The sequence below is a fragment of the Wolbachia endosymbiont of Trichogramma pretiosum genome, assembly GCF_001439985.1.
Lineage (GTDB): Bacteria > Pseudomonadota > Alphaproteobacteria > Rickettsiales > Anaplasmataceae > Wolbachia.
Window position 1 is genome coordinate 92,396 of record NZ_CM003641.1, and the last position, 18,835, is coordinate 111,230.

Annotated in this window: 13 protein-coding genes and 7 pseudogenes; 9 read left to right on the forward strand and 11 right to left on the reverse strand. The window is 31.7% G+C overall.

What is annotated here, in order from left to right; all coding sequences use genetic code 11:
* Nucleotides 1-49: 49 nt before the first annotated feature.
* Together wTpre_RS00460 and wTpre_RS00465 are read right to left on the reverse strand one after the other, a co-directional pair.
* Complete coding sequence (locus wTpre_RS00460; protein ID WP_068651159.1) at nucleotides 50-1,927, reverse strand: hypothetical protein; 1,878 nt, start codon at nucleotides 1,925-1,927, stop codon at nucleotides 50-52.
* A gap of 492 nt (nucleotides 1,928-2,419) precedes the next feature.
* Nucleotides 2,420-3,530, reverse strand: a pseudogene (locus wTpre_RS00465) (IS481 family transposase).
* Between the two features lie 79 nt (nucleotides 3,531-3,609).
* Between wTpre_RS00465 and wTpre_RS07245 the strand changes: the two are divergent.
* A pseudogene (locus wTpre_RS07245) lies at nucleotides 3,610-3,702 on the forward strand (ankyrin repeat domain-containing protein); the annotation flags it as partial.
* A 3-nt stretch (nucleotides 3,703-3,705) separates the two neighbouring features.
* Nucleotides 3,706-3,888 (forward strand): hypothetical protein, encoded by a 183-nt coding sequence (locus tag wTpre_RS05545; protein WP_369665145.1) that lies wholly within the window; start codon nucleotides 3,706-3,708, stop codon nucleotides 3,886-3,888.
* A 448-nt stretch (nucleotides 3,889-4,336) separates the two neighbouring features.
* Here wTpre_RS05545 and wTpre_RS00475 read toward each other — a convergent pair whose 3' ends face one another.
* The 3 genes from wTpre_RS00475 to wTpre_RS00490 all read right to left on the reverse strand — a co-directional run bounded on the left by wTpre_RS00475 (nucleotide 4,337) and on the right by wTpre_RS00490 (nucleotide 6,744).
* Entirely contained in the window at nucleotides 4,337-5,095 is a 759-nt protein-coding gene (locus wTpre_RS00475) for a cell division protein FtsQ/DivIB (protein WP_068651163.1), read from the reverse strand.
* Nucleotides 5,076-6,029 carry a D-alanine--D-alanine ligase gene (locus wTpre_RS00480; RefSeq protein WP_068652564.1) on the reverse strand — a complete coding sequence of 318 codons (954 nt, stop codon included), beginning with the start codon at nucleotides 6,027-6,029 and terminating at the stop codon, nucleotides 5,076-5,078. Before wTpre_RS00480 ends, wTpre_RS00475 begins: the two co-directional genes overlap by 20 nt.
* A gap of 337 nt (nucleotides 6,030-6,366) precedes the next feature.
* A complete protein-coding gene (locus wTpre_RS00490) occupies nucleotides 6,367-6,744 on the reverse strand; it encodes a ferredoxin family protein (RefSeq protein WP_068651167.1) in 378 nt (125 codons plus the stop codon).
* A 61-nt stretch (nucleotides 6,745-6,805) separates the two neighbouring features.
* On the opposite strand from wTpre_RS00490, the pseudogene wTpre_RS07250 reads away from it, so the two are divergent.
* Nucleotides 6,806-7,676 (forward strand): annotated as a pseudogene (locus wTpre_RS07250) (DNA-processing protein DprA); the annotation flags it as partial.
* A gap of 52 nt (nucleotides 7,677-7,728) precedes the next feature.
* Here wTpre_RS07250 and wTpre_RS05980 read toward each other — a convergent pair.
* The 4 genes and pseudogenes from wTpre_RS05980 to wTpre_RS05550 form a co-directional block, all read right to left on the reverse strand.
* On the reverse strand, nucleotides 7,729-7,890 hold the full coding sequence (locus tag wTpre_RS05980; RefSeq protein ID WP_245609571.1) for a hypothetical protein: 162 nt from the start codon (nucleotides 7,888-7,890) through the stop codon (nucleotides 7,729-7,731).
* Between the two features lie 138 nt (nucleotides 7,891-8,028).
* Nucleotides 8,029-8,493 (reverse strand): annotated as a pseudogene (locus tag wTpre_RS05985) (UDP-glucose 6-dehydrogenase); the annotation flags it as partial.
* A 47-nt stretch (nucleotides 8,494-8,540) separates the two neighbouring features.
* Nucleotides 8,541-9,440, reverse strand: a complete 900-nt coding sequence (locus wTpre_RS00505; protein ID WP_068651169.1) for a DMT family transporter — start codon at nucleotides 9,438-9,440, stop codon at nucleotides 8,541-8,543.
* Between the two features lie 657 nt (nucleotides 9,441-10,097).
* On the reverse strand, nucleotides 10,098-10,241 hold the full coding sequence (locus wTpre_RS05550; RefSeq protein ID WP_179945518.1) for a hypothetical protein: 144 nt from the start codon (nucleotides 10,239-10,241) through the stop codon (nucleotides 10,098-10,100).
* A gap of 5 nt (nucleotides 10,242-10,246) precedes the next feature.
* On the opposite strand from wTpre_RS05550, the pseudogene wTpre_RS00510 reads away from it, so the two are divergent.
* The 5 genes and pseudogenes from wTpre_RS00510 to wTpre_RS00530 all read left to right on the forward strand — a co-directional run.
* A pseudogene (locus tag wTpre_RS00510) lies at nucleotides 10,247-10,948 on the forward strand (transposase); the annotation flags it as partial.
* Between the two features lie 772 nt (nucleotides 10,949-11,720).
* Nucleotides 11,721-12,053: a hypothetical protein gene (locus wTpre_RS05775; protein WP_179945519.1), complete on the forward strand. Its 333-nt coding sequence runs from the start codon at nucleotides 11,721-11,723 to the stop codon at nucleotides 12,051-12,053.
* Between the two features lie 210 nt (nucleotides 12,054-12,263).
* On the forward strand, nucleotides 12,264-12,545 hold the full coding sequence (locus wTpre_RS05990; protein ID WP_245609451.1) for a hypothetical protein: 282 nt from the start codon (nucleotides 12,264-12,266) through the stop codon (nucleotides 12,543-12,545).
* 582 nt (nucleotides 12,546-13,127) lie between these two features.
* Nucleotides 13,128-14,288, forward strand: coding sequence for a porin (locus wTpre_RS00525; RefSeq protein ID WP_068651173.1), 1,161 nt, complete (start codon nucleotides 13,128-13,130; stop codon nucleotides 14,286-14,288).
* A 263-nt stretch (nucleotides 14,289-14,551) separates the two neighbouring features.
* Entirely contained in the window at nucleotides 14,552-15,892 is a 1,341-nt protein-coding gene (locus wTpre_RS00530) for a DNA recombination protein RmuC (protein WP_068651175.1), read from the forward strand.
* A gap of 32 nt (nucleotides 15,893-15,924) precedes the next feature.
* On the opposite strand, the gene wTpre_RS00535 is transcribed toward wTpre_RS00530, so the two are convergent.
* Nucleotides 15,925-17,031, reverse strand: coding sequence for a D-alanyl-D-alanine carboxypeptidase family protein (locus wTpre_RS00535; RefSeq protein WP_068651176.1), 1,107 nt, complete (start codon nucleotides 17,029-17,031; stop codon nucleotides 15,925-15,927).
* A gap of 660 nt (nucleotides 17,032-17,691) precedes the next feature.
* Between wTpre_RS00535 and wTpre_RS07435 the strand changes: the two are divergent.
* Nucleotides 17,692-17,869, forward strand: a pseudogene (locus wTpre_RS07435) (RadC family protein); the annotation flags it as partial.
* A 57-nt stretch (nucleotides 17,870-17,926) separates the two neighbouring features.
* On the opposite strand, the pseudogene wTpre_RS07440 reads toward wTpre_RS07435, so the two are convergent.
* Nucleotides 17,927-18,835: pseudogene (locus wTpre_RS07440) on the reverse strand (IS5 family transposase); the annotation flags it as partial.

Genomic DNA, 18,835 nt, shown 5'->3' on the forward strand with positions numbered 1-18,835 from the left:
AAGAGACTGATATTAGTTTTGAATTCTTCTGTAAGTTAATTCTCACCTGTCAGATTAATTTTTGTCTAGTACAATTTATATTAACTCTCTCTAGAAAGCTAGATGGATTTTCCATTGCACAATCTGACTTTCTAATAGTCTCACCGAACTCTTTAAAAGCACTACTATTTCTTTCGAAATACCCATTTTCTATAACTGTCAAAACACTTTTCCCACCTAAAAGACAACTCTGCCCTAAACTTGATTTATTCTCTAACTTATTGAATCTTACTTCATCGACAAGACTCACTTCTATTTTATTACTATCTTTATCACTAGGACACAGATGAATACTGATCTCTCCTACTTCAGTGGTAAAAGACATTTCAATGACATCTCCCGATAATTCTGTATAATTTCTCCTTCCTCCTACATTTTCAACTCTAATTATACTGTTTCCAATTTGAAGTATACCAATGTTTAGATTTAAATCTTTAGCTTTTTGATTATTGAATATCCTTGCAACTTCAACAATACTATTTTGTGGATAATCTATGCAAAAATATCCATTATCTATTTCTAGTCCAAAGTCATGCCCATCAATTTGCTCACTTTTATTTAAAATACTTTCAAGTGCTAATTCCTTAAGCTTTAAAAGGTTTTCGGATCGTTTACTCAAAGTGTCTAAATCTGAATAAATTATGTTCACAAAATCTTCATGCTCTTCGTCGCTCGATCTATTTAAAGATGCACCTTCTGATATTACCTGAAATATTTTGCTCTTGTGTAAGAACTCATGAATTCGAGTAGTTTCAGCATATAAATATAGCTTTTGAAATGTGTCAGCTATACGATCTATCAAGGACATACCAGACTTATATGGAAAAGTGAACATTATTCCTTGTTCCAGTGCTGCGCTTATAACTTTATCAAATTCTTTTTCGCACTCCTCATACTCTTCTTCACTACCAGAGCAACCTAAAATGTCTAGATAATCATGAATCTTATTTATTTTTTGCCAAATACTTTCATACTTTTCTTCTTCTCTTGTATTCAGCTTTACCTTTGTTAGAGAAAAAGAGTCTTTTTGACGGATTAAAAGAAAAGTATCTTTTCCTTTTTCTTTGCGGTTTATCTCGTCAGTATAGAATAGTTGACTATAACAACCACCAAAACTTTCATCATAATCAGGGCAAGGGCTAACATTGTCTTCTCTTACGTTTTCTTTGTTTATTTCATCTGCAAGAGACACTTCATTACCAATATAGAAATTTTTCTGTTTTAAACTCTCGTTTTCCTTCTGCAGACTACTTAATTCTGCAAATAGCTCTTTATAATCTGATAAATAAATATACAATTGATCTCTTATGTCACTAAGTTCCTTCTTTGTTTCTAGTATCTGATTTTCATGATGACCTTTCAAATTCTCTATACTGTTTATCAGCATTGTACTTTCTTTTCTTACTCTGTTTAACTCAGCTTCAGTCAAACCCAGTTTTTGATGTAACTCTTTATTTATTTTGTCTGTTAACTTAATTTCATTCTTTGCCTCTTTTAATTGGTTATTTAAGTTCTGAGTTACATCACTTTTGTTCTTAATTTCTAATAATAATATTCCTACTTTATGTTTTAGCTGTTCGATTTCTTGATCATTTTCAGTTAAACTTCTTATACTTTTTTGTAATTTAACTTCAAGCTTTTTAGTTTTTTCTTCTAGGTTTTGCATTTCTCTGGAAAGTTCACTTACTTCCTCTTCTACCATTTTCTTATAGTGTTTTTGTAACTCTATATTTTTTTTAAGATCAAAATTTTCCTGTTGTAGATTTTCTATTTTGCTTTCTAAACTATCTTTTACTTGATTTTCTTCACTGCTAATCTCAAATACCTCTTCAGGAAAATGTGCAAATTTATAAGGTGAAATGCCTTCATTGTATGCTCTATATTTCATAAATAAAATAGGTTTGAATATAATCTATTTACTAATTCGTATTGTGAATTTTTATAGAAAAGATTTAGGTGTAAAATATTATAATATCATTAAAGTAGATGGATAAAGCACAGTCTTTTTGAGAGGATAAATTTAATGAAAAGACCATACTAATAAGTGTTATAAGGAATTTGATCATTTACTCTTTCAAAAAATCACAAAAAAGCACCTACCTTCGTGAGAACAATTTAAATAAAAGCGCGTTGTGTAAATAAGAATGTGAAATTGTCGTAACAAAGTTACACAAAACAGTTCGTATGTAAACATGGTAAAGTAGGTTAATATAGTTGGTTTTAGCTTACAGTGAAATCACCATATAAAAAGTTCCTATATATTACGTGGTAGTCCAACGCATACCAAAACAAACTCTTCTCTCACTAGCTAGTTTTGGGTTCTGGAAATGGCTGTGTCGTTTAGGTTTTTAGTGATGTGTGAGATTAAGTGGGTATTAATTTATTTATAACAGTTTAGACTTGACCTGACAGAAGAATCGAAGAAGTCAAAACCGACATCAGAATCTATTTTAATGTTATCAATATTTTTTTTTTGGTAAGCAATATGAATACTATCAAAAAAGGTCTGCATAGGAATAGCAATACTTACTGGAATGAGGTCTATCTCTGTTATAAGAATGCAACCAATGATCGACATCTAATTGAAGCTCCTCCAAAGTACTATAAATCTTTTTCCTAAAGATAATATTGTAACATTCATCTTGCATAGTTCTATGAAACCTTTCACATATACCATTAGTCTGTGGAGAATAAGCTTTGGTTCTAGAATGATCAATATTTTCTACTCTCAAACATAACAGGTACGCATGATTCCCTAGTTTACCACAATACTATGTACCAAGATCAGTTAAAATGCGTAGCAATGGAACTTTCTGTTTATCAAAAAATGGTATAACTCTATCATTGAGAAGATCTGCAGCTGTGATAGCAGTTTTCTCCGTATAAAGCTTAGCGAAGGCCACTATAGAGTAGGTGTCAATAAAAGTTTGTTGATAAATTCTTCCAATACCTTTGATATTGCCTACATAATAGGCATCTTGATTACCTAAGTATCCAGGGTGTTGTTTCTAACATTGGCTTCTTTTTGTTCCTTAGTTTTTTTTCTAAAGCAGCAACTTGCTCCTCTGTTAAAATTATACCGTCTTGGACCACCTTTGCTTCCAGGGCTTTCAATCTCTTTTTAAAATTTTCGAGATCGTTTCTTTGCCATATTGACCTTATACCACTAGCAGATATTAGAATTCCTTTTTTCTTTAATTCATTAGCTGCTCTTTCTTGTCCATATGCTGGAAACTCTACTGCTATTTTAACTACTGCTTCTTCTGTATCCTTTGGTACTCTATTGGTAAGTAATGGTTTGCTTTTGTTTATCTCATATAATGCTTTTCCCCTCCTGTTTCATATAGCTCTTTGAAGCGGTAAAATGTATCCCTTGCATACCCCATTACTTTACACGCTTGGGATACATCTCCTAATTGCTTTGCAAGTTCTAGTAACCCCAACTTTGGTTCTAGTGTTTTTCTTGTGTTGTACTCATTTCTGACACTCATTTATAATTTATTTATATTTTTATCTTGCTTCATTAAGCTGTTAGATCAGGTCTAAACTGTTACACCAAAGAAAGGTGTTACCCCTTTATACTTGGCAGCAGAAAATGGTCATACATATATAGTTAACCTTCTTCTAAAGGAAAAGGCTGATGTTAACGCTAAGATTAAGTAAGGTATTACTCCTTTACGTTTGGTAGCACAAAATGATCGTATAGATATAGTTGATCTTCTGCTTTCTAACCCCAACATTAATGTTGGTTGCACAGATCTTAAACTTATTACTGGAAAAAGTGCAAGCAAAAAAAATCTTGTTCAAAAAAGACTTCAAGATAATGTATTGTTTAATACGCTAAAATAAGCAGCAACAGAAATAGGTTAAAATAAAGTAGATGAATTATTGGAATCAAAAAATAAGTATAGTTTCAAACCAAGCTTAAACTACTCTCAAGATGGTAATAATGAAATACGACTATTGAAATTGCTATTAAAGCTGGTGGAAAGTTATTAGATCTTTTATGTGCTTATGCTGAGAAGAATATAGATATAGACACTGAAATATTTAAACGACTCAAACATGCTAAAGAAATCTCTCATTCTAAGAGAGATCTTTGTGATGTTTCTGTTTTAAAACATTCTACTCCAGATCAAGGCTTTTTGTTTAGTAATGGTTAATGCTTCCTTCTATAATGCAAAACCCATACTCACCCAGCCTAATTGATTACTTGTAACCTTGATTCCAGTTTTAATCTACTCGGATGACAGAGAAAGGGCTACTTGCATGACATGAAAAAGGAGCACCGAGCAGATCACTTCTTCACAAGGATCTTATCAGCAACACGCATATCAATTATGCTCCAATTGCTAAAAGTAAAGTCGGTTGTATTTTGCAAGTGGCTTAAGTAATCCCATGCGCTATAAGGATTATCTTCAGGCAATTTTACTGTGGCACTGTCATCGAGTATGATATTCCATCTTCTATTTCCTACATAAACACAAGAAGAAATATGATCACTTAATTGAGTTTTCCTCTCTAGTATATATTTAATGAATTTTAGGCTTGATAATGAATTTTGTCCTTTGATTATAACGAGGTTATCTATCTGGTAATCATCTACAATTACTTTACCTTCAGAGTTAATTACTGAAGTTTTGTCATCATCTTTCCAAAGAGCAAAAGGTTTGTGTTCATTTATATCAATGAGTAAGGTGTTGGGTAAAATCCTATAAATTCTTACATGTGTTATCCATTCGCTTACAGATTGTATATTATCTGTTAGTTTTGAGAGTGATACATACATGATAGGTTGTGTTCTATCTACTAAGCTTAGAATGTTCTGTTCATTTGTAAATTTGTTTCCAGTAACGGTTACTTTGTCGATTGAAAATCCATTGCTAATTAATAAGCTCGATAAGCGATCGTTACACCAAGTAAAGTAGTAATTGAATCGACTTGTTATTTTATCAAGTGAACTATAAAGTACTAGTGTAAGGAAAAGTGCAGTTATAATCATGAAAGCACATTTGCGCAAAAAACTCCTTTGGCTTCTAGTAACATTGTTCAACATCGGCTTGATCTCTAATATTCTTGTGATGTAAACTGTCTTTGACAATAATTTTAATTAATTCATTAAAATCAATTCCTTTTGTCAATTTTGCAATTTCTGGTACTAACGATAATTCAGTAAAGCCAGGATGTGTATTAATCTCAAGCATTTTTAAAGTGTTATTTTGGGGATTATAACGGAAGTCTGAGCGGGAGACAGTTTTGCATCCTAAAAATTGATGAACTTTTAGTGCGTGTTCCAAGGTCATTCTATATATGTTGTCAGGAATTTTAGCAGGAAATATATGTTCTGCAAATCCATCTGTATACTTTGCTTCATAATCATAGAATTTATTTTTTGGTCGTATTTCCATAGTGCCAATTGCTTCGTTCAGCAATACAGCAGTATGTAACTCTATACCCGGTATGTATTCTTCTATGATTATCTTTTCCATTATAGTAGAACTGTTATTTTTTAGCTCTAAGTAATCCTCATGTGAGAAAATCATGTGTACTCCAATGCTTGAGCCTTCGTTAATCGGTTTTAAGATGTACGGGTAATCAACTTTAATATTATTTTTTAGCACATCTTCCCGACTAATTACATAACCTCTTGGAGTATCTATATTAAGAGAATGGAATATATGCTTTGACATCACTTTATTCATAGCAACAGCCGAAGCCATAACTTCTGAGTGTGTATATTTTATACCTAAAATCTCCAATAAACCTTGAATACAGCCATCTTCACCATAAGGTCCATGTAAGGCAATAAAAGCAAGAGCGGGATTAGTTTTTTTAAGCTTTTGAGCAATGTTGATATCAACATCTATTTCTATTGCCTTATATGAAAGGCTGTCAAGCGCCTTCTTTACTGCTTTTCCGCTCATAAGCGATATTTCTCTTTCGCAAGAAAATCCACCACTTAAAATTGCTATAGTTGGAACCATAAGCACCATAATATTCTGCTATACATCATATGTAAAAGATACTTTTATCTTCAATAGAAAAAAACGCTTTGAAAAATTCCACAGCTGTACAGATATTGAAACTTGCAGATGGTGTCATGCAAACTGGTTCCTTTATGATCAGACACCAGATTGAAAGTAAAACTGGAAGATCTTTTTCAGTAATATTCTTTAAAAATTTAATTTTGTAATCCACTTGACTTCCACTTTACATCTGTGTAATCAACTGTTTCTACACCTTCAATGTCATATTGATCAGCAACTACAGATAGTTCCATTTCACAATCTATTTAATCAAAAAAAAATGTAAGTATATTTTTGTACTCTATGACCCTAAATTTTCATCAAAATAAGCTGTCTTATCCTTTTTTTCTTTATACTCTTCTGCTGTATCTAGGGGTTGCTTTTTAGCTGTAATGTTTGGCCATTTTTGCGAATATTCTACGTTTATGTTGTAAAATGATTTAAAGATTTTTTGTTCATTGTTCAGCAAGCCTTCTTCTAGTTCTATAATATCTTTTATGGAATCATCAGTTACAATCGCATCCACTGGACACTCAGGTATACATACTCCACAATCAATACACTCATCTGGGTTAATCACGAGCATATTTTTACCTTCATAAAAGCAGTCAACGGGACATACTTCTACACAGTCCGTATATTTACATTTTATGCATTTATCTGTAACAAAATGCGTCATAAAACACTGTATATCTACATTATCTTGGGTACACTAAATTGATAAGAAATTCAAGCCTTTTATGAAGATAAATAAATTAAATAACGAAGAATTAGAAATATGGCTAAGCTTGTCTAGAACTGTGGGACCAGTAAAGTTCTTTAGTATACTTAGAGCATGTGGGTCGCTATATGAAGTGCTTAAATATCTTAATAAGTTGACTGACAAGGATTATGGAATTTAAAATGCACGAAAAGAAATTAAGAATGCAGAAAAATTGGAGACAAAATAACACCAGCATGTGATCCAGATTACCATGAAATTTTAAGGAATATCTCTGGTTGTCCTCCTGTAATAACTATACTTGGTGATGTATCATTATTAATTCGTAAGATTATTGCAATAATCGGTGGACGTAATTCTTCAATGAATGGGAGAAATTTTGCCAATAAGTTGGCACTCGATTTAAGCGAAGCTGGTTTCATCGTAATTTCTGGTCTTGTAAGAGGGATTGATAATGCAGCAAACAGTGTAATATATAAAACTACCCCACTATTGCTGTTACAGCAAGCAGAATTGACGTAGTATACCCAAGAGAAAATTTTGATCTATACAAAAGAATCAATGAAAATGGCGTATTAGTAATTACTCAGCTTCCATTTGCTACTAAACCAAAGCCTCAGTATTTTCCCCAAAGAAACCGAATTATATCTGGACTTTCACTCGGTGTTGTGGTAATTGAGGCATTAAAAAAGTCTGGTTCTCTCATCACATCAGATTTTTCTTTGAATAAAGGGAGAGAGGTATTTGCAATTTCTGGTTTCCCTTTAGATTTACGCTGTAGTGGTAGTAATTATTTAATTAAGAACGGCGCTAAACTTATTGAATCAGCTGATGATATAGTAGAGAGCGTGAGATTTATTTTACCTCTGCAGCAAAAAAATCTATTTGATACCGTTGCTGAATTAAAGCTGACAAATCCTTAGGAAAACATAATCCTCCAAATCATGGACCAGCTTTGAGAAATTCCTTACCCATTCTATGGTCCATTATCACACTGTTAGCTAAAAGGTCAATTTCCGCTCCTAATAGCTCACATAAACCTGCCATCTCATTGATAAAAGCAACCTTTGTTGCTAAAAAAGCATTAGAAGCATATTTAATCATTTCAGCAGTAACTGTATCAGTGATTATTAACGTAATATTCTTATCTATAAATGATCTATATACAACTTCTTGTTTTGCCCTAGCTAGCTTAGTTTTTACTACTATTATTATCCTATCTGGGTATAAAAAATCTGATATTGCAGATCCTTGCTTGAGAAACTCTGGATTAACTCCAAAATCAAAGTTATAGCTCTTATTAGATAAATGATTATGTATATTTTCTGCAGTACCAGGAGGAACAGTTGGCTTTATTACTATTAAGTAATCTTGATTAACTCTCTCAGAAACTTCACTTACTGCATTATATACATTCTTTAAATTTGCATTTCCTAGGTAGTCTGATGGAGTATATACAGTTACAAATACTACTTCTGTATTGGGATTTATTTGAGAACACGAATCAAAAAATCTTACCCTTTGTGACTTTATATTATTCTCTAAATAATCTGCCAATTAATATCTATATAGAGGAATTTTCCCTGATTTCAAAAGTTCAATCTTCTTAGTATTTATGTCAATGCAATCAACTTTATGGCCCTGCTCCGATAACATTGGACCAGATAATAAGCCTACATACCCTACTCCTATAATAGTTATGTGCATTTTATTATCACCTTAAAAATATAGCTTAGCATCTAAAATAAATACCATTAACAATTATAAACTTTTGTTGTTACATTATTTTGCTTAATTGCCTTACCTTCCGAGTAAACTATAAATAAGGTTGACGGTATTAATATCAAGGTACCATATAAAGCACTTTTATCAGGTAATTCATTAAATATAACGTATGCTACTATTGCAGAAATTATTAGCTCTATGTATCTATACGGTGCAAGTGCAGTAGCATCAGTAAGAGCAAAAGCTTTTAACATGAAGAACAGAATTAGGTTTGAACTTATTCCCAAAATCAGCAGTAATATTAATTCTGGCAAGGAAGGCATATGCCAATAAAATAACAAAGATGGAGTGGAAAAAATTGTTGTTGTTAGAGCTGAGTAAAATAATATAGTTATTATTGACTCCTTCATTACAATCTTCTTGTTAAGTACATCTAGTGTAGCGAAGATTGATGCGGATAAGATAAAAATAAGAATTTTAGGATTAAAGTCCTCGCTATAAGCTTTAGTAGTAATAGCAATACCAATAAAACCAATGACAGCTACTACCCATCTTTGCCAAATTATATTTTCTTCCAGAAAAGGAATTGCAAGAAGCATAACAAACAATGGTATTGAGAAACCTATAATTGTTGCAGTTACTATTGGGCAAATAGTCAACCCATAGGTCCATAAGGACATTCCACAAAACAACAATGCACCTCTAGTTATTTGAATAGATATTCGACTTGTTTTACAGACTCCTATTCCATAGTAAAATATAAAAGGTATAAGAGTAATAGTGCTAAATAAAAAACGGAAAAAGATTATTTCAAAACTTTGAAGGTGTAAACCGAGACACTTTGATATAGTATCATTGACTACACTACTAAGTAAACTGAGTATAAACCAGGTAACTCCAAGCAAATAAGCTCTCAGTCCGTGATACATAAAACTCCCATTTAATATTTATGAGATAACTTGTACTGCACAAAAGATCAATAATAGAAAAGGCTTCTTCTGTCTACTGTTTAACCATATTCATAAATATTTAGTAGAAATAATTTGAGAAGCATTATATAAAATGCAGCTTTGTTGTACAATTTTAATAAACAGAAATGCTAACTGATTTTTTTGTAATATATGATAATACTTGCGAATACTATCATATTATCAGGAAAAGTAATCGGGAGTACTGACGGCTGTGGCGATTTTACCAGCTAGCTTCTCTGATAGCATTAGCAATATGTGTTTTCAGTGTTAGCTGTGATGACATTAAAGACAGTTATCAAACAAGCAGGTTAGCAGCAAAACTTTATGAAAATGCTTCAGTTGAGTCAGCTAAACAAGGGTTTAGAATAGATATATTAACTACTTTTATTTATATCTTAATATATTATTTTTGAGTCAGTAAGCTATCACTATTTTTAACCCAGGTTAAATTTTGAAAGTACAATTTTCAAGCTCCTCAATAGAAACATCCAGCATACGTAGATTATTTGCAACTTTTATTTATATTAAGTATATAACTATTTTTACTTGTATCTTAATATATTATTTAACACTCCCAACCGTCTTTAACACAATTCAATTTTAACAATCACCCAACTAATCATCAATTAGGCCACTTGCTCGCACAATAATATCACTAGCAACATATGCCTTTGCTATATTTTTCGCAACTTTGATTTTTTCTGTTTTTTTCACTTTTTCTTTACTATCCTTTATATCCCTAGATAAAAATTTCTTCACTAATTCTTGCTCTTCGATTTCTTACTGAGCTTACAGGAAGGAAAATAAATTATATAATTCGCTGTCCAAGTTCGTCTTTCAATGAAATAAACGCTATGTTTAAGACGGAAAGCCCATCTAGTACGGTGGTAGTGTCTACCGCACCTATTAGAGTAGCAAGACAGCTACGAAAGCTAGCATTACCTGATGAGATGAAATTCAGGTTAGTCAAAATAATACTTTCTTCTGGATAAGTTGAAGTGTTAGTAACATCTCTGTTAGATAAGCAAAGTTTTACAGTCGAAGAGTTTGAGAGATTATATTACTTGCTCTGGGGAGTAGAAACATTTTTTCTAGGTTGAAGGGAAGATTAAATTTAGAGAATTTCACAGGAAAAAGCATTGAAACTATCAAGTAGGATTTTTGGTCAATTATCTTCATCAGTAATCTAGAAAGTATTATGATAGAAGATGATGAAGAGACATTGAGCGCATAGAATAGTAAACTAAAAAAAGCATCAATAAATCTGTCTCATTTAATGCGATTAAAACTTAGCTTTTGATATTTTTTTTACAGAGTCAGACATAGACTGCATTATGGATCAACTATCACAGTTATTTTTGATGAACACTTTAGTGGTAAGAAAAGGGAGAAGAGTTGATCTTCATAAGATATTTGATATTCGTTCACTCAACTACCAAAAAAGAGCTAGAAAACATGTGTTTTAAATTCAAGATATCTTTTCAGTATCATTGCATTAGTACATTCTTTGCAAAATAACCTGCAATTATTACTTTTTTAAATAACTTGCACTTTTCAGACTCCGTTTTCTTAAAAATTCACCCTAGTATTTACCATAATTATCAATCACTTCAAATTTTTTGTCCAATCTTAATTTCTCTTTCCCTTAACTTAATGGCAGTGGGGAGGTTCCGCCGGTCTACTATCCAAGATTTCAACTTAATTCTACCAAGAGAAGCAGTACCTAATTCTTTCGCTTTTGAATCTTTTATCTTTGCTCAGTAAGGGAATGAGCTGGCTTTACCTATTATATTAAAATACCTTTCTTGCAGAACTGTATTTAAAGATTTTGGTCAAAAACTACAGGCTAAAATAGATCAAGATATAAAAGAACAAAACGATTCTAAAATTTCTCAGGAGATTAAGTTATGCAAAAAAGATATTTTAAATCTTCTAAATGGTGGTAAATCAGTATTAGATGTGCAATTGAAGCAGCGGTATAAAAAATACTATTCGTCAATAGATAACGATATTGAAGAGTTAAAGACTAAAATTTTAAAATAACTAGAAGATTATATTAGCAATACTAACGTTAATGAAATGTATCGAGTCCTTAATAATAACAAGAAAAACGAAGAATCATTAAAAGAAGTAGTGTTAGGATCTTGTTCACTGGTTGGATTTTGAGTGTTAATATTTTTTTTCACTTGGTTTTTTATTTTTTTAGCAATAACCATTGACTCACCTGCTCATATGAGCATGTATAAAGTAAAGGTTTTTAGGTGTATAGGAGATTCACCTTTAGTTTTTGCAGCATTAGCACTAACAATAGCAGGTGTAGCTTACTTAACAAATTGTTATCTAAATCATAGTTTTACAGAAGAAGTACAAGACTATATAGATCAACAAATAAAATGTATGGATAAGGCAAATAATAATAAAGAATTAGACAATTTTCCTTCTGACAATTATGAAAAAGTACAACTTTCAACATCGCTTGAGGAACTACTACCCTCACACGAAGAATCTTGTTACAGTAGTTTAGGTTATATTCAATCATCTAATCCAATACAGCAAAATAAGTTATTATAGTGAAGGTATAAAGAGAATAAGCAAAATTATATTTGTAATTTTGCTTCCTTTATCATGACTTAGAACATGCAGCAATATGATGATTTGTCTATACTTTATCGAGTAAATTAATGGGTAAATGTATTTTAATACAATCTTATTATAATTATGAATACGTTATATGTGAGAAGATATGGAAGATTTTATAACTGAAGAAGGAAAGATGATCCTGTGATATCTGTTTGTCAGGATAATGAGAAAAAGAACGTATTAATCTTGGGACTCAAGCAAGCTGCAAGGAATTTATTAAAATGTGAGGAAGAGAATTTACTTAATAAGCCGTTAATCAATATTTTAAGTAAAAGAGCAGCTGAAGATATGAAAATCTATTTGGAGTATACTGAAGATGGGCGCGATTTGCACGATATATTGCCAAAAGTGATAGGCTTTTCTTTAATCGACGCTAAAGGAGAAGATATAAAAACAAAGGTAAAAGTTTTTCGCACAACGTAATTTACTAATAGCAATATTAATTATGAGCTATTAATACGTGACATTAGCCTATTTCATAAGCTGGTAATGTTTAGGGATAAATACCTGATAGGTAAAAAATATAAAAACCACAATTTGTTTAACATACCAGATAATGAGTCCACTATTTTGAGTTATATGTTGTACTAAATTTTGCCTTTGAATATCAAATTAATGCAGTTATAGGGATAATAGGCTTCAATAGTAAATTGATTGAGACGAACGATCCATTGAACGTGCTCATAGAGCATTTTATAAAAATTGCCATATTGGTGATTTTTTGTGGATTTCTTGATGAGAATAAGGTGCTTTTTATTTTGATGAAATGTGTTACAAAAAACACGTCTAAAATAGTGAATCGTATACGCTCTGCTATTAACAAGCAGTTATTAAAGCGAAAACTACCAAGTATATCAATTATTTATGGAAATATAATTCAAAAGCATAGTGTGAAGAATGCTTAAACGCTTTTGTCATTAATTGGTTTGTAGTATCTAAGTTCTACACGATATAAGGATTGTTTTTTATTTCTGTTAAGCTTATAATGAGAGTTTAAGCTTACTTATAAGGTTACTAATCACACTGTTTTTATCATTGCTAGTGGGAGGAAGTGCTAATGCTAGGGTAATTCTGGATAAGGAGATGTCTTATGTAGAACTAGATGGAAAAGTAGATTTAAGATTTGGCTACGCTTTCAATAGAGATTCTTTTAGCTCTGCCAAAGACAAGACCTCAAGTTATTCAGACATGCGCTTGCTTTGTTTACAGCAAGTTTATCCAAATACTAAAATGGGTTTTGATGTTAAGGCAGGAGTTTCTGGTATTGCAAACTTAAAGGCACTAGACATAGAAAAGTTAGAAATGGAGAAGTGGTATTTTGTCATAAAGAATAAGGAGTTTGGATCATTTGAATATGGTAAAGGAAGTTTAGTTAGTCAGAGTATGTTAATTAACACTTCAAAAATTTATACAGCTGCTGGGGGAATAAATGGTCATTGGACAAACTATGCAAATCTATGCGGTAATGGAAAAAAAGATGATGACTCTGGGTATAATAAGGACAAGGTATTTTGGGTAAAACCCAATGTTTACAGCGACTATAATGGACTAGAGATGAAGTTAAAACAACCAATGATAAACTATATTTCTCCTGAAATTCATAACTTTCAACTTGGATTCAGTTATGTTCTAGGTAAAAATAATTTACAATATAATAATTTAATAGCCGCTGGTCTTTCCTATAAAAATGACCTATCAGATGAAATAAATTTTACTACTGCTTTGACTGGCGAATTTGCAAGGGAAAATTTAACTGACTGTACAAACAAAAATTCTAGCGATCTTCAGTGTCATAATCAATTACTACACTGGAATTTTGGTGTGAAACTAAAGCTTTTTGAACTTGATTGCATTTTGTCGTACGGGAATGGTGGTAAATCTGGTGAGAAGGGTAGTCATGAAACGAATAATATGCATTATGTAAATGCAGGTATTGCTTATCATTCTGATTCTCGTAAAGTGAGCTTAACATATTTTAATAGTGTTAGGGATATTACAGACAAAGGTACAAACGAATTAACATCACAGGCTTTCAGTCTTGAATATCCATTAGCTGTTGGTACTTCATATTACTTTGATATTGTAAGATTTAGTACTAAGGAGCTTGCAGTGGAAGATAATAACTTCGGATATGTGCTTTTTGCCGGATTGAAGCTAAGTTTTTAGTGAAGTAACTGGTATGTAAGTATTATAATAATGAGAGTAAAATTGAGTTGTTAATATATTTACTATTTGATATTATAAAAATAACTCTTGCATAAGATTTTCAATAAAAAGACATTATGTTACTAATCCAAGTGTAGAAGAAAACGATTATTAATTAGCAAACCAAGCTCTTCAGTAAGCGCATCTCTTCAAGTGCTCTTTTTTTCTTTTTTATATATAAAAAAATTAGATAGTATTGTGAGTGCGGTTTTTTCTGTGTTCTGATGCTTTTCAATTCTGTAGCTTTTGTATTAAATTTCCTTTTTTTACTACTATTTCTCTATATTGTTGTAAGAAAGAACAGAAAATTTAGTGAGAATCTTGAGAATAATTTACTTAAAGTAGCACATGAACTTCAAGAGTCAAAACAGGCTTTAGTAGATAAAAATAAGGAAATAGTTGATTTAAAAGTGAGGAACGCAGAACTTGAAGTAATTCTTCAAAAAGAGCGTGAAGAAAAGAAAAAGGAAATAGAATTACTAACAAAAGCAGAGGAGAGGCTTACGAACACTTTTAAAGCACTTTCTCTTGATGCTCTTCAGGTAAACAATAATAATTTTCTGAACTTAGCAAAAGAAGTGATCGATAATAAGCTAAAAGAAACAGAAAGTGACTTCAAAAAAAGGCAAGCAACGATCAACGAAGTTATCACTCCAATAAAAGAAAAATTAGAAAAATTCGACAGTGAAATACGTGAGCTAGAGAAAGAGAGGGTAGGGGCCTACGAAGGTTTAAGGGAGCAAATTGGAGCATTAATGAACCAAACTTCTAGCCTTGCCAACGCCTTGAGGAAACCTCACATTAGAGGTAAGTGGGGTGAAATGCAGCTCAAAAGAGTGATAGAGATGGCGGGAATGATTGAATATTGCGATTTTTTTACTCAATCCTCAGTAATTGATAAAAATGAGGACAATTTGTTACGTCCTGATTTAATAGTAAAAATGCCATCAGGAAAGCAAATAATAATAGATGCTAAAGTACCACTTGATTCTTACATGGATGCTATGTCGCAAAATGATTTACAGATCCAAAAGGAAAAATTGAAGAATCATTCTCTGGCAATAAAAAAACATATAAATAATCTAGGCAGAAAGGAATATTGGAACCAATTTGAAAATACGCCAGAGTTTGTGGTGCTTTTTTTAACAGGAGAAGGGGTTTTCAGTGCAGCACTAGAATGTGAACCAGCTTTGATAGAAATTGGAATAGAAAAAAAAGTAATTATTGCAACACCAATCACTTTAATCGCGCTACTTAGGGCAGTAGCCTATGGGTGGAAGCAAGAGATGATAGCTGAAAATGCAAAGAAAATAAGTGAACTAGGCCATATTTTATATGAGCGAATCTGCACAATGGGCGAAAATTTTGATAATTTACGCAGAAGCTTAAAAAGTGCTGTTGATCATTACAATAAAACTGCTGGTTCGCTTGAGGCAAGAGTGTTTCCTGCTGCTCGAGAATTCAATAAGCTCGGTATACATGCAAAAAATAAAGAACTCACTGCTGCAAAAGAGTTGGAATCTTTACCACGCAGTTTACATGCTGAGAGGTTGAAAGTAGATTAGTATTTCAGGTCTCCTTAACTTACATTTGCTGATTAAAACAACTTTCTAAAAATTTTTTTTATATAGCTCAATTCCTGCACATCATTTGCTGCATAAACAGGTATAGTTTTTTGCTCAGCACCAGGTATTTCTACAAAAATTTTGCCCACTTCTTGGCCTTTTTTAATTGGTGCGGGTACCATATCTTTATACTTAATACGCACTTTAATTTTATCATATAATCTGCGGTTATAAGTTATGGTAACATCGTTTGCAACTGTAACGGGAACTTTTTTATCTTTTCCATAAACAATATTTATTTCTTCAACTACGCTATCCTTAGCAAATATTTTCTTGGTATTAAAATGATTTAAGGAATATTGTATTAGTCTTTTTGCTTCCTCTATTCTCTCTTTCTCGGTGTCCAAACCATTCACAACAGCAAAAATTCTCCTATCGTTCCGTTTTGCAGATACTATAATGCCATAACCACCATCACTTGTATGACCTGTCTTTAGACCATCAACTCCAATATCATGGAAAAGTAAAAGATTTTTATTTTTTTGTACAATATCGTTATATGTCAAATATTGTTCAGAGAATAAATCATAGTATTCAGGAAAATCGGTGAAAATTCTTTTTGCCAGTGTTACCAAGTCTTTTGCGCTCATAAAATGGTTTTCATCTGGCCACCCGCTTGAGTTAACAAAATGACTATCATTAAGATTTAAATCTTGTGCAACTTCATTCATTTCAGCAACAAAATTCTCCTCTGATCCTGCAATACCCTCGGCTAGCGCTATGCATGCATCATTACCTGAGGCAATTGTAACTCCTTCAAGTAGTTCTTTTACCGTAACAAATTGACCTTCTTTCAAAAACATGGAAGAGCCTTTTCTTTCCCACGCTTTTCTACTTACTTGAAATTTATCTTCCATATTTATTATTCCAGCTTTTAGATAATCAAAAGCTACATATAAAGTCATCAATTTGCTCATTGAAGATGGGACCATTTTTTCCCTGGAATTGTGTTCAAAAATGAACGAGTCTGAAGCTAAATCTAAGACAATTGCTTGCTTTGCTTTGGTTCTAAACTGATATGAATATGAGTAAAAAGGAAATATAAAAATTAATAGCAAAGTTACTAATTTGCTTAACATATTTATAATAATAAATTTATAGTATACTAATTAATAGTATGATTTTGCATGAGCATTTCAATAGATCTCTCGCATAAAACTTCCTTGACAAACTGCGCCAGCCCCTTATTATGATAACGAGAGTATTTATCCTTGTTTTAGATTTGCGCGGGTCCAACAACAAAAATTAAGTAAAAAAACTCAGTTATTCATTGGCAAATTAAATAAAAATTATAGCGGCTGCATATCTTTTTTTTTTATTTTTCTACATTTAGCCAAAACGCGCTTATTTTAAGCGTTGGCACATTATTACAGCGCCAATTTACATTATCATAGGGTCAAAACTCGACTCGTTACACATGGATTTTTTTTGCCTTTTTTTTTGCTTGGTAAATTTCTTAACACTTATAGCTAAAGCCTCAGGCCAGCACTTAATAATGGAATTTTTTTTGAGCCTAAAAGTTATGCTAGGTTTTTGTTGGTAAGAAAGGCTTGATCCCAGTGTCAAGCACTGGGATAGAGGCTACTTGAATTGATAAGAAGGAGGGAGTAGGAGATGACAAGAGATGGACTACTTTCATTTGCTGTCTTCAAAAATTTACAATTATGCTTCATGTGTTTTATTAAATATTTTACTTAAAATTTAATTTATTATTATAAGAGATAAGCAATTCATGAATAATGAAAGATTACAAAAAAGGTCATAGAAAGCGCCTAAGAGAGAATTATTTTAGATAACGGACAATCATTACTTGATTATGAGATTTTAGAACACATTCTATATTCAGCATATAGTAGAATCGATGTAAAGCCAATAGCAAAGAGTTTGATAGAAAATTTTGGTAGTTTAAATAAGGTTTTAATGCCGATTGGCTTTATTGCATAGAACTGATAGTGCATGTAAATCAAAGTAAATTTACGCAGCTAATTTAAATTTAGCCACACCTATATCAGTAAATTTATTCAATAAGTAGCACTTAATTAACAGCTCTTTTTCACGATTTACCTCTGATTTATTTTTCAAGTTAAACACAAATATTTGCTTCAACCTATAGAAAAAGACTTCAATATAAGAACGTGCTCCATACTTAACTTTTTTCTTCCATTCATTAATACCATCTTCATAATTCTCATATTACCTAATTCTACTAATGTACTCGTTTCTTTCTGAGAAGTAATCAGCTAAACAAATTTAAGTATCCTTTCTAGGGGAATAATAGGCACAACATTGTATTTTCTGCATTCTTTATACACACTTTTTATATCATAAGCCACATCTGCTCGAATAGAACAAATATTATATTTATCACTGACTTCTTCTCACATATCACAGACCGGCAAATAGTCTACAGCAACACCACTAGTGTAGTTCATGCTTATTGCTTTCTTATCATTCACGTTTAAAACAACATGTAGTTTTCTTACTTGACCATAACCACTGTATTTTCTTTTTCGAGTATTAAGCCTACTATGCCACCGTTATTATTTTAGATACCAACTCTAGTGCTATCTACGGCAATTTTAATATTTTCAAAATCATCCTTATTGGCTCTATGGTCATCAATCTTCAAATTAAGCTTTTTAAAGCTTCTGGACGCTTGTGTATAGCTGATAATCTTAAGTTTTTTTGCCTATTTGTACCATATAACCTTTTACAGAACCTACAGCTTGTCTCAAGCCAATTCTAAAAAGATGAACTATTATGTGTATTAAAATTACAACCTCATCACTATAAGTGATATTGCCACCTGCAACTTTTGGACTATTTTCATACCAATTTTCTATAGCTTGATTAACAAAATGAAAAATATTTCCTCTTTTTTTT

Coding starts and splice junctions, on each gene's coding strand:
- wTpre_RS00460 (WP_068651159.1), bottom strand. CDS start 1,927: ATGAAATATAGAGCATACAATGAAGGCATTTCACCTTATAAATTTGCA.
- wTpre_RS00475 (WP_068651163.1), bottom strand. CDS start 5,095: ATGTTGAACAATGTTACTAGAAGCCAAAGGAGTTTTTTGCGCAAATGT.
- wTpre_RS00490 (WP_068651167.1), bottom strand. CDS start 6,744: ATGACGCATTTTGTTACAGATAAATGCATAAAATGTAAATATACGGAC.
- wTpre_RS05980 (WP_245609571.1), bottom strand. CDS start 7,890: ATGATTAAATATGCTTCTAATGCTTTTTTAGCAACAAAGGTTGCTTTT.
- wTpre_RS00505 (WP_068651169.1), bottom strand. CDS start 9,440: ATGTATCACGGACTGAGAGCTTATTTGCTTGGAGTTACCTGGTTTATA.
- wTpre_RS05775 (WP_179945519.1), top strand. CDS start 11,721: ATGTATAAAGTAAAGGTTTTTAGGTGTATAGGAGATTCACCTTTAGTT.
- wTpre_RS00530 (WP_068651175.1), top strand. CDS start 14,552: ATGCTTTTCAATTCTGTAGCTTTTGTATTAAATTTCCTTTTTTTACTA.
- wTpre_RS00535 (WP_068651176.1), bottom strand. CDS start 17,031: ATGTTAAGCAAATTAGTAACTTTGCTATTAATTTTTATATTTCCTTTT.